Raw genomic sequence first — 12,836 nt, 5'->3', positions numbered from 1 at the left:
GTAGAGAAAGTCCGGTATATTGTGAATAGCGGTGAAATAAAGAGTTAAGGTCAATTTATTTAGTCAGGTGATACCTATGGAAAAGACACTTCAGGAAATTACAAAAATCTTAAAGGAACATAAAAAAGAGATCTGCAAGAAATATAAGGTTAAAGAAATTGGCGTCTTTGGCTCCTTTGCGCGGGGTGAGCAGAGGAAGAGTAGTGATGTGGATATATTGGTAGAATTTAAGGACACTCCCGATGTTTATCAGCTTATTGATCTGGAAGATTACCTGAAGGAGCTCTTGAACAGGAAAGTGGATTTAGTGAGAAAAAGGGCAATAAGGCCTGAACTGAAGGGCGTTATTTTGAAAGAGGTAGTCAATATATGAAACGTGATTACAAACTATTCGTTCAGGACATACCTCCGTCACATGAAAATTAACGGTCGCTTCATAGAGGAGTCCTTCTTGAACTATCTTAAGACTATAACCACAATATGGCAGCAGATTAGTCCCTCCCCGATACCTGGGAGGAGAATGGAATCGGCATCAGCAGAGCTACAGCCCTCGGCGTAAGGTCATTACCATCAAGCGGCGGCAAGTACATCGCCTCAACGTGATAAACCGGCTGCCCGGGTATCTTCCAATCCTCAGTACCATTTGCGATCTCACTAGTTCCCACCACCCTGTAAACACATGAATCATCCGGGACAGATTTATTGTGCGGAATAAAATATCTGAATCCGGGAGAGGGTACCGTATAAACAACCCTCATCTTAGGAGCCGTATCAGCCCCCCGCATGCTTTCATACTTCCTGTGCCCCGGCTCAAGAAAGACCGCTGCACAGACCTTAATTCCACTGCTGACCATCTTTATGATAACAGCGCTCTTTGAGGCCAAAAACAGTTCAGACAATGGAAGCACATAACTAAGGAAAAGACCATATGCGTTCAGTCTTACATTGAAGTGATCCCCTGGAAGGAGCATTTCAGATGCGGCTATATTACATAATACCTCAACCTCCCTCTTCTGGTCAGATAAAATTTATATATGTGGTTCTCGAAACTTACGCTGCAACATCTGTTCTTCAATCTAAAATTATGTGACGCTCCCATATCTCAATATATTTTATAACCTCTTGAGCGCTCAAGGGAAGTAACTTAAAAGTAATCTGTAACCCTACCTTGAACTTTTTCAGTACAGCCGTACGTTTTCTTCCTGCGATTAAGGCTTCCAAAGTCATATCCAGGACTTGTAATTTATGTCCAATTAGGAAATTGCCAAGCCATAGTTTGCGGACTAATAGGGATGATGTAACTACGGCAGAATCTTCACTGCATGTAGGGCCATGCAGTATTTCAAATACCCGTTCTGTTTCAAATGTATTCGCCATTCCATTTTGCTCTAATGACCACAAAATTGTATCTGCGTTTATAGAAACAAATGAGTATCTGGCAATTGCCAACGTGACAACAGCACGATGGTATTCATCTTCGGTAATTATGCTCTCCTCAGCCAGGCACTGAAGAATTGTCTGAGTCCAAGTTCCTTTTACACCCCAATCCCTTTCTGCATATATGCGCAGATAGAGGTCATCACTGTAAAGCATTGCCTCACATTCTTTTGCTGCAGAAATGGCTGCAATGGAGCTCTTTCCAAACAGGTTTTCAAGCTCCTCTACTCTCGTCTTTCCAAGGGAGAAGACGGCAGTGGACGGTATAATATCTGCCCTCAATTCTATAAAGTCAACCATCTTCTGCAGGAATTCGCGCGATTTTCTGATATCTTCGGGTGTTATATCACTACGAACATAATGATCCCCTTCTTTCCCAACTACCATGCTCGGGCCAGTCTCGGACGTTTTCATTAGAATCAGGTACATGATATCGTCAAGTACTGCCTGAGGAACAAATATCTGTTTGAACCTGACCGGAATCTTATCAAGCAGATTCAGCATTGCCAGAGTATACAGTGATGACAAATCAAGAAGGATTTTATCCGCTGAGCGGATCATTTCTAATTCTTTCTCAGTTATTTCCGGAACCCCTTGTGAAGCAACAATGATACCGTCATCAATTTGCCACATCCCCGCCATGATATCAATGATATTTGACCCAGTTAAATGTGCTAATGTCCCGAGAGATATTGGGTTATTTCTGTAGGCCTTTATTGCTCTATTTACTGTTTCGTGCCTGGAATCAATTGATTCAAAGAATTTAGAAAAATCATGATCCTTTATATCAATTCTGTGAAAAGAAGGGTTATCAGGAAACAAGGTGCTAAAATCCTGCATAATCTCATGAGCTGCATACAGATACTTATTGCGGATATCCGTAACCTTATAATCCAAGACTTCGTAAGGACCTTCTTTCAAACTTACGATATCTTCTTTGCGCTTACCTATAAGTCTGTCAGCAAGAGAAGAAGATGACGGAAGCTTAAGTGCTCGAAGGTTATTATGCTCCTCATCAGTTATGATACAGACTTTAGGCTTTTCGCCAGGATGAACAGCGGCACTGCCGTCTGTTTGTATGTCTACCCTTTGTAAGTAGACCACAGAATCAATGTCAACTGCAGCCGGCTCGGCAATGCTGATATTGCTGGCTAACGGACCAAAAAACAGGCATAAATATGCAAATTGAATGTCCGCGTTTTGTGGAGCAGTACAGCGTGCTTTATATCCAAAAAGTAACGCATCAGACATTTGCAGACGAGCGCGGGCTTGCGCTGTACTCATTAGCGCATCAGCATCATCCCGCAGTTCATTGATTGAAATCTTGTCGAGAATTATTTTAGCGTCATCATCATTTCCTGTGTGTATATTTATAAAAGCCAATCTCAACTTATGCTTAATTTTGGCCGGTTCAATAAGGCTCAGCTCTCTTAGTAATTTCTTAGCAGCAGCAAAATCTTCAATGTATTCAAGTATAAATGTCTCAATTTCTGAGATAAAGGGAATTGGCTGACCACTATTTTTCAATCTGAGATCCCGAGCAATGGTTAATGCTTCCCGGTACTCTCCAGCATTATAGAGTGCTGACACATACCTCTGAGTAAGCATATTGTTAACAGCAGTGTTAGCAATATGGCTGTATATTTTTGCGGATTTACCATATTCCCTCTGATCAAAATATAAATTTGCAAGTTGATAATACAGCCAATCACGCTGAACATCATTTGCAATCAGCAGTGCTTTTTCCATGCAGTCAATTGCCACTTCTATGGAACCTTCTCGCCGATATTGGTGACTAATGACCCCAAGGGCTTCTGCGTTATTGGGCCATCTGGATGAGACCGCCTGCATTAACTCGCGCACTTTATCAAAATTATTCAATTCATGGTAGACCTGCAACAGCAGATCGGTAACCATAATCTGCCTGGATTCATCAGTCTCTGTTTTCCACAGCATTTCGAGCAGGTTCAGAGCATCATCGAATCTTTTGCTTTCCATGTATGCATGCACTAATGGTATCTGGATATTGGGATCCCATGCTTTTTTAAAACAGTCTATTGCCTCCGCGTACTGACTCACGCCGAGCATAATTCGTCCTTTATTTTGTAGCGCAACTCTATTTGCCTGGTCTTCTATCAATACATAATCACAATCTTTAAGGGCATCATCATATCTGCCAAGGATACCGCGCACTCCAGCCCGATTTATATATATTTCATGCAACTTGATTCGAGACTCGCAGTCTTTAGCCAACTCAATGGCCGTAGACATAATGTCATCTATCTCATTGAGTTTTTTAATAATATTTTCCGGCAGTGTCCTAAACAATGGTAGGCAAGACTGTAATTGATGCTGAATAGGAAGAAATATTGAAAGACCTAATAATTCGTAAGCCGCAGCATTACTGGTATCCAACTCTACTGATTTTCTGAGATATTGCTCGGCCTTGTCATAATTTCCCTTTCTAAGGTTAATGTCACCTAATGCAAATAAACATATTTTGTTCTCATGGATCCATGTCTCCGCAGTTAGGAGATCTTCTATTTCCTGATCCCTTCCAAGAACATCTAATGCCTGTAGAAAAACACAAGTGGATAGTGAATCATTCTTGGCACGTTCCCTTGCCCTAATAATCAACTCAAGGGCCTCCAGCGGCTTGTTATCTATGAATTTCGCAAGGGCACAGTTCGCCAGAGCTTTTGGGTTTTCAGAATGATATTCGAGCGCTCTATTGAATTCAATTATTGCAGTCAGCTTATCATTAACATCAAGGGCACAAGCGCCGAGATTTGTTGCAATTCTAAAGTATATATCCTGCGATGCGCCTTGTTTTTCTGCCTCATTTCGCAATTCCTGCAAAATGCTTTTTGCACTTAACGACTTCCCTTTTTGAAGAAGATCTCGGGCAACATCTATTTTAGAGTGCAGTATCCTTTCTTTGAATTCCGGCACAGTGTCAATATTGTCTGAAGGAAGAGGCAACTGAGGTCTGCTGATATCTTCTTTAATTTCTGTTAATAACTGAACAATTTTCTCATCCGTTTTCTCCTCCTTTTCCCGATCCTCTCCATGCAAAACCTCGATTCTATTTGCAAGGTGAACTATCCCATCGTCGGAACGATAGATCTCGTGATCAATCGTCTCAGCCAGTGTTGCCAGTATTTTGAGGGCGTAGTCTTCTGTTTTGATTCCGACAAAGAAACCACTGTCATTTATGAACACAGCTACAATGTCATCGCCAGAAATATTTTTGTGACCGTTTTTAAGTTCATTCAGAAGATCTTCAAATTCATTACTGGTGCAGAGAGATTTTAACGTGTAATCAAGTCCGTCAAAGTCGGGGAATTTCTTTACAGTTGCTTCGATTGCTCTTGCTATATAATCTTCCTTGACAATATTGGCTAATCCTCTTTTGACTATATCAGTGAGAATGGCTGTAGCAATCTTAAACAGAATAGATGAAGCTGTCATAGGGTCAGGCATACTGTTTCCTCTTATAAATTTAGAAAGAGAGGCACCTCATTCAATCAACGCTTTAAAGACGGCATCCTGTGCATCCTTGTAGAACTCAATGCTGATCTTTGTCCAGAGATCATCTGGAAGATCATTTAACTGGCGGCGCGCTGAGACGGGCATGAGAAGCGTCTGTGTCTGTTTATCAACCGCAAGCTCTGCAATACGTACAGCATTCGGTACTATCTCAATGGATCCTCCGAGATTGAGCGCCCCAACCACAATCGTTCCTCCGCGGGTGTTTCTGCCAAGCAATGCCCCGCAAAAAGCAACAAGTACTGGTAATCCTAATCCCTGACCTGACTTGTCCGCGTCCATTGCGCGCATCTGAATCGAAAACTCCTCTTCACGTGGATTTCTGTCTCCTACAAGTTCTTTCGCCCGAACGTAAAGATTCTGCTCTCCGACTCTCACGCTTTCGCGGAATGACGGCGGAGTCGGCTGGTTCAGAATCCTGACCCCGCTGCCTGGACCACAGGTAACTTCAACACGATATAATCCCGGCCCGGTTTCAGATGCCCCCGGGCTTACAGCCCATACCTGACCAGGAGGCAGAGGATCGCTCTCTATCGCCTCGTCGCTATGCAGCTCCGGTGTCGAAACGAATTGTTCAATGCCGTCAGGGCCGAGTGTGTAGCTGAAATGGGTATTTCTGAACTCGCTCTTGAATACCCGCCTCTGCTGTTCTTTTATTCGTCTGCGTGATTCAAGTGCCAACCGGACAATCCATTCAATATCATCATCAGACACAGGCATATCAGGATCAGGAAACATGAGCTTGAGCAATCCACTCGTTGTCTTGTTAACCGCTTCAATATCGCGGCCGCTCAGGGCGCCGCCCCAATAGATCCGACCCTGCAGGACAGAAAGACGATTGCCTGTTCGCAAACGACTCCAGCACTCGCTCAGGAAGTCACTGACTAATCCAAAGTGATCAGTGAGATGTTCATTGGGGTTCAGCTTCGGGAAATCCCATCCTGGTGCATAGGCATGGAGGCGGTCCATGAATGCCGTGTCGCTTCTCATCTCTTGCGGCAGAGGGCTTAGGAGATGGTCAATCCGTTGCTGTTGCTGGATATCAACATCAAGGTTGCCAACCATCACGATGCTTCCGTCCGCGCGAATATTCTCTTTACCACGGCTGAACTGGCCGGCTGACATGTACCCTTTCATGATATTCACGCCGTCTTTCTGATCGAATGAGATGCCAGAAACCTCGTCAAAACAAACGACATCATACTGGCAGACCAGACCGCGCTGACCTGTGGAGTTGTTTACAAACATCTTTGCAACTGTTGCCTTGCCACCTGAGATAAGATGGGAATAAGGTGATATTTGCTGGAACAGATGGCTCTTACCGGTACCCCGCGGACCAAGTTCAACAAAGTTATAATTGCGTTCGACAAAGGATATCATCCGGAGTAGGGTCACCCTTAAGGCCTTGTCGTCAAACGCCTGTGGCTCCAAGCCTATGGAACGAATCAGGAAATACACCCATTCCTTACTCGTAAAGGCATGCCGGCCCTTTGCTAGGCTCTCGAGAACATCTGCCTTTGACATCTGAATAGGCCTCAGTGCCTCGATCTTGAATGGCCGGCCACCCTGCTGCTGGGCGATTACACCATCATACGTTAGGGTCACCTCCGCATAAAATCCGTCTGTCAGCATACGCTCATTATCGCGAACAAACTGATCTTCAATGCGAACATCGCGAAGCATCAGGCTCGGAAGCTCGGCAAGGTAACAGTCGTTTTTGGCATCCAGTCGGGCCTTTATGATATCTATGATCTTGACTGATCCGGTCTCCTTTGCCCTCGCCTTAAAAAGTTCTTCTTCGCCAGTGCGGACAGTCCTGTCCTTCAACTGTTTTTCGACGATCTGCAGACCTTCCATTATCTCCTGTTCGTTCGTACTTGCGCAGTAACGGCCCAGAAGAAACTCCACCACATACGTCGGTACCGGATACTGACGCGCATATTTTCTGACCAGGTCCTTTCGCACCAGATATCCATCAAACACCGACGCTGCCAGTTTATCAAGATGATCCATTTCCATGCTCATAATTATTCTCCTATCTGAGTCGGTCTGCTGACAAGCACCTGACCGCTCTTATCAATTACGACCACCACCGCCGCAGCCCCTTCATATTTATCATCTTCAACGGCAAGGCTAGCCTCCCCGTTCTGATCCAATTGCTTTAATGCATGCGCAATTGATGTGCCTGCCTGTTTAGTATGGAACCGCAGGTCCACACTTAAACCTTCTACATTCGTTTCTACCTTTATGCGGCATCGCATGCCACGCCACTGGACGTCAACTATCTTTGCGTTGGCCGTTTTTGTGCCGAAAGAAACCGTCATGTCTGGTACAACGCATTCCTGCGGGCTAATCCCTCCATGTGCATATTCCACGTTTGTAAAGAATGCATGGATTCCCGGTGCGGATGCAATCATAACCTGTTGGTTCCAATACCACGGAACTACAGGCATTTCTGGTTTAGCTTCTCCCTTCAATACTGTACAGCGTGTCCATCTGGTGGCAGTCAGGTATTTAGGCAGGTCAACCTTTGGCAATCCTCCCGGCACCAGGAGCCATCCATGATCTGTGACAAGCCGCACATACTGCCAGCCAACGGTTAACAGCGCCTCGACTCTGTCAGCAATAGTTTCGATTTCATCTGCCAAATGCCCGGCCAGTCTTAACTGCATCTTGTGGCCTATCTCATCAATTGATCCGATCTCTGTCCAACCGCCATTTTTAGCATTGGCAGGGCTTCCTATTTCAGGGAACATAAAGACCTGTACCCCTTGACTCATTAACTCGTCGCGTATCCTGGCTGTTGTCGCCGGCTGTTTTTTAGTAGCAAGAAGTGGGGTAAAATCCTCTCCTGACGTGTTGTCCCCAACACAGCCACCATGCACTGGTGATGCTAAAGGCTTGGTCGTTGCAGTAACTGTTGGTGGAGGCACTATCCGATGTCCTAACTTGACCTGCATTCCCCGGCTCTCGAGCACCGCCTGCAAACTTCCGGCGATATCGTAGCGCAGGCCATCAACAAAGAGAATACATGTTTCGCGCTCTGCATCAACCGGTTTTATCAATTTGCGGAACGCTCTTTCGTCAGCCACGATCAATTCCTGAAATCTCCTTGCAGAGCGATCAAGCCATGGAGTATAAACAGCAGCTATGACATTGTAAATTATGTCGGCATCAGCGCTTTTTGCCACGGCAATCGCATCAACAGCGGCCTTGTCACAAAGCCATCCATGTGAAGCATAATCAGCAGAGATCGCTGCTACATTTGAACCACCAAGAGGTGAACGTGCGTTCTTTGCCAGGCGTGACAACGGTTCAAGAACAACCGCAAGCGGGCTCTCTCCTAACTGAGCCCATACCCACGACCGGCGCGAGCCATGCTCCTGTTCGAGCCTGAGGATGTTGTCACATGCATCCTGTGGAGGTTGCTGAGCTATCTCGGATAGTTTTGTCCGAAGTTGCTCCTCGGCGCTTGCATTCGCTTCCGGCCTCCGTGATGAAAAATCAAACAGACCCTGCCGGGGATACACATCCCTTAAAGCACGTACCATACCGGGATAGAGTCGTGGGGCTTCCGAAAACCGCTGCCATACGTGGTCCCACTTTCCAGTTTCATAAACTAGCGCCTCTGCCGCATGGGATATCCCATGCACATCAGGGTCAAAGCCAAACTGCCCTGTACAAACGCTCCTGAATGCCTCCCACCGAGCATCATTACAATTTCCCCTGAACGTTCTCTCATCATTCATCCAACCGAGGATGTCGTGAACTGGATCACCGACAGTCAGGCGGTCAAAGTCTTCTGCCTCCAGACGATGCCCTCGCAGATGCTCAAGCGGCTCTTTTGCAAGCTGTGGCAGTGCACGCAACATTGCCTCCTGTGTCCGCATATCCTGTGCCACATCAAGACCGAGACCATCCTCAGAGATAAGAAAGGCCATCACAGACCAGTCGCGGCCGTTCTTATGATGCCACAACGAACCCCGGTACTGAAGCTCGACAAGAGGCATGAGGTGAGCAGGGCAGTCGGCCCCTGCACGGAGGTCCTGGCGAGAGACACCCGGAAGATAGATGACAGGCGCAGTGCCGACCGGGGGAGCAACATTCGGCAGCGTCCTATCCACGATGCATCTAAGCCAGATCGCCGGCCCCCTGTTTTCAGCAGGCTCATACGGGCCTAACGTATAGACATATGTCATCTCAGCTCGCAAGGCTGAAATAATCGGCTGCCATTGACTTTCTGCGTCAGTCCATAGGAGTGCTGCAGGCGCTTCAACGCCCTCCGGCGTACGAAAGGCAGCCGCTAGAGATTTCTTCAAGCAATCAATCATATTTGCGAATGATGTGTCAGATGTCATCATTATTTCTTCCTTGCCCGTGCAGCCTGTTTAAAGGCTACTGAATAGTGAAGATCGTTCCAGCGGTTGCCGTCGAAATCTCTGCCGCCGGTGAAGTCCTGTGCCTGCCCATCCCAGCTCCAGAACCATGGGAAGTCATCTTTACTTCTATGCGGCTCTTTGCCGCGGTCTTTTTCCCATTTGATCTTCGGTGTTGTGCGCAGGATGCATGCGCCTTTCGCTCGAGCTCCCAGGGGTTTGGCTGTCATGAAGGGGCGGATATTGAGACGGACACCGTCGTTGATGTCCGGCTCCCAGCCAATGGCCTGCTTATGCAGCGGCTTCCAGCGGACGAAGATGTCATAAGGAGGTTCACCAGTCAGAATATTTTCAAGTTCATCTTTGAGAAGCATTGCAGCCGCTACCCGGCCATCAGCTCCTTCGACACCGACCTTCTGATCAGCCTTTTGACGGTCAATCCAGTCACCGAGATATGTGTAAATAAGCGTCTCCAGTGTACGTTTGCCTTCTCTGTTAGGTGATGAAAGTTTGTGATAATTGAAGAGGGCATGAAAGCCATCACGCCGGCCGTCCCAGATGTGCCAGATGAATGGCCTCTGATGAAAGAGGGTACAGTGCTGTTCAAAGAAGTCATCCCGCAACCAGTCATCCAGGGTCTTACCCTCGAACCCGACTTCAGCGAGAAGACTGGCGAGTTTGCCGGCAGACCACTCGGCACCAAACGCATCGGCAAGTAGAGCAATCAGCCGTTGATCAGCCGGAGCTTCGCCGCGGAGCGGGGTGAGGCAGACAATGCCATCTGTATCAGCATGTTTTTCGAGTCCGTCCGGACCAAGTGCAGGACAGTCCATGAAACTTGATCCTGTCTGCCGGGGCCACTGGTAGCCGATGAGACGGGCAACTGCGACTTGAAGAGGGTGCAAGGAGCCCTTCGAATGACCATCGAAAATCCACTGAGTTGGATCGTCAGAGGAAGGCTTTGGTAAACCATCCGGATATTTCTCTGCTGCAACCTTTTGCCAGTGTGCAAGATCGAAAGGTACTTTCACAAAAGTTGAATTGGTAAACTTCATTGCATTGGCAATCGAGAGCATTGAAATGCGAAAATCTCCACTCGATACAAAGCAATAGATTGGCAAAAGTAACTTATCTTCTATCGGGACAATTACTGAACTGCTCTGATCATATAGGCTACCAATATAAAGTGATGTAGGCCAAGGTTGTGTCTGACGACATAATACGCCTCTTCGTCCCCAAGCCTCGCGACCTTTTACGAATACTTGTTCGCTGGAAGCAAGCTCTCCAGATCCGAAGTCCCATTTGATTGCAGAATCTAAGCCCTCAAAATAGCCAGCCTGCTCTGGCGTAGCATGAAAAAGATCCCAGCCCGTATCGAATATCGCTTGCTCCCAGAAACCACGAATCCAGTGGGGTGAGTCGCCATTTTGAAAACCAACGAATACATTAGCATAATTTGATAATGACGGCATAATTGCAGGGGGCGATGTGGTTATTCTGAAATCAGGATTTCTAAGCTGATCAGTTTGAGTAAGAATAGTCATTGAACCACTAATAAGTACTTCTGCTTTCGCAGCCGGATTGATGGCATCGTTGGCGTTCAATCCAATAAAAACGTCATTGAGATTAGGCAGTTTGTTTATGAATGTAATTAATACAACATTTACAACCTCGCCACTGATAGTCTCGAAACTTCTTGGGCCTAGTATCCCAAGTGCTTTAAGATATGAAGTCTTGAGTAGTGCTTCTCGCAGTTTTCTGTAACTGCCAAGAAATAACCAGTTCTGAGGTGTAACCAGAGAAGCACTACCACCAGCTGTGCAAAATTTATGACACCGTTCGACAAAACATGTGGCAATATCAGCTTTCGCGTACGGATGAACTCTCTCACAATATTCCTTAAGCATTTCGTCTTGTTTCCCGCGCCCAAGATAAGGAACATTTGTAGCCACCAATGTGAACTGGCCAGATAGGATCTCTGCCGCTTTTGCCATCCCCTGCGCAGCGACTGCCATTTCAGCCAACTCGTCAGTATGCGTTGCACGAAGAATGTCACTGAAGACCGGTTCAAGCTGGGCGAAATCAGCGGCGAACAGTGTCCCCCCTAAACTCCGTGGGTTAATGAGACTCCCGAGAGTTGGCGCCTGAGCAAACAGGTCATAAAGTCGTAACAAGCCTTCTCTTATACGCGCGGAAAAAAGATTGTCTTTGGTTTCAAAAAGATTCTGTTCAGGCGGTACAGGTGAAGCCGCCGCAGCACGTTCAGCGAGTCTTTCCCATTCTGTCTTGCTAACACCTATAGACAACCCAGAGCAGGCAAGGTTTAGTCTCGGGAGCTGGCGGTAGCCAACCCGACGCCAAGATGCCAGTGCAAGGTTGAAGGCCGCTATCTGGGTGCAACGGGCATCAATCTCAAGACCAAAAAGATTGTCGCGGAGAACCGCATCAATTGCAGCAGCCTCTGAAAGTCCTTCCTCAGCCATTCTAAAGGCAACGAGTATCGGTAAGGCAAAGACGAGGAAGTGGCCGCTGCCCATGCAGGGGTCGAGCATGGTAATGTCCTTTGCTGCTTTGGGCCATCCGTTAAAAGTGCCGGCTGCGGGCCGCCACAATTCAACCCCACCCTCACCCTGACCCTCTCCCTGAGGGAGAGGGGATTTTATGAAACGTAAATATTCCCACTTTATATCGCCTACTGCACAGGCAGCGCGTAGTTCATCCTCACTCTTTGCCGAGAGAGCCATTTCCGGCTTTGCTGCAAGCACCTTTCCGGCCCACCACGCGCCGAGCGTATTGTGAAGAAGAAATAAAACCATATAGTCTTCCGTAAAAAGCTGTGTTACCGCCGGCAGCTCATCAGCTCCGATCTTCTTCTCAGAGCGGTTGACCGCGTCCTTCTTTTCAGCCTGCCAGAACTGGTAGACCCATCCGAGGCTGTCGTCTGCAAGGAAGACAGCTGAGGGAAGGGCCTCGAGCATACTCTCAAGTTTTGATCGCGTCTCTTGCGGCAATGTGACATCAAGTACCGGATCGTCCTGCCTGAATATTTGGGGCAGCATACCCTCTGCAAAACTGCTGGCCAGCTCCAGCCAGTCTTCACTCCGCTCACGGGCCAGCTCCTGACATTCCTGCAGCGTAATGGCAACACCTGTTGAGGGTTCGATCAGAAGGTTGTTTTCGGCAAGGAAACGGGCAAAGAGCATGCGGTGCCAGTGCTCATAAGCACACTCACTCACAAGGCGATCAATCGCCTGTGTGCCACGGCGTTCATCGCGTTTGTCGCCGACCTGGCGGCCATGAGCACGGAGCCTGTTGCGGAGTGTGCGCTGCTCCAGCGTAAGCCCTGTCCACGGCTCGTGATGGTGTACCGCAAGGCTTTCAATAGCCTTTCTCGCACCCTCCTCTGCAACACTCCGTGCCTCTTTGACCGTGTTTTCGAGGGTCCTGCGAAGCCCTTTTGATAGTGTGTTCAAA

General features: G+C 47.4%; 6 protein-coding genes. 1 reads left to right on the top strand and 5 read right to left on the bottom strand.

The genetic code is table 11. From position 1 onward, the window contains the following. The first annotated feature begins 76 nt into the window (after positions 1–76). Complete coding sequence (locus IT392_05695; GenBank protein ID MCC6543983.1) at positions 77–373, top strand: nucleotidyltransferase family protein; 297 nt, start codon at positions 77–79, stop codon at positions 371–373. A gap of 118 nt (positions 374–491) precedes the next feature. On the opposite strand, the gene IT392_05690 is transcribed toward IT392_05695, so the two are convergent. From IT392_05690 to IT392_05670, 5 genes are all read right to left on the bottom strand, one after another. Next, positions 492–971, bottom strand: coding sequence for a hypothetical protein (locus IT392_05690; GenBank protein ID MCC6543982.1), 480 nt, complete (start codon positions 969–971; stop codon positions 492–494). A 100-nt stretch (positions 972–1,071) separates the two neighbouring features. After that, a complete protein-coding gene (locus IT392_05685) occupies positions 1,072–4,920 on the bottom strand; it encodes a tetratricopeptide repeat protein (GenBank protein ID MCC6543981.1) in 3,849 nt (1,282 codons plus the stop codon). A gap of 36 nt (positions 4,921–4,956) precedes the next feature. Next, the gene (gene brxL, locus IT392_05680) at positions 4,957–7,011 is read right to left on the bottom strand and encodes a BREX system Lon protease-like protein BrxL (protein ID MCC6543980.1); all 2,055 of its coding nucleotides are present in this window, start codon (positions 7,009–7,011) and stop codon (positions 4,957–4,959) included. 2 nt (positions 7,012–7,013) lie between these two features. Further along, complete coding sequence (gene pglZ, locus IT392_05675) at positions 7,014–9,347, bottom strand: BREX-1 system phosphatase PglZ type B (protein MCC6543979.1); 2,334 nt, start codon at positions 9,345–9,347, stop codon at positions 7,014–7,016. Beyond that, positions 9,347–12,835, bottom strand: coding sequence for an N-6 DNA methylase (locus tag IT392_05670; protein ID MCC6543978.1), 3,489 nt, complete (start codon positions 12,833–12,835; stop codon positions 9,347–9,349). The genes pglZ and IT392_05670 overlap by 1 nt, the downstream gene beginning before the upstream one ends. Position 12,836: the final 1 nt, after the last annotated feature.

The organism is Nitrospirota bacterium, from assembly GCA_020846775.1.
Lineage (GTDB): Bacteria > Nitrospirota > 9FT-COMBO-42-15 > HDB-SIOI813 > HDB-SIOI813 > RBG-16-43-11.
This window is presented reverse-complemented; position numbering and strand designations above follow the sequence as displayed.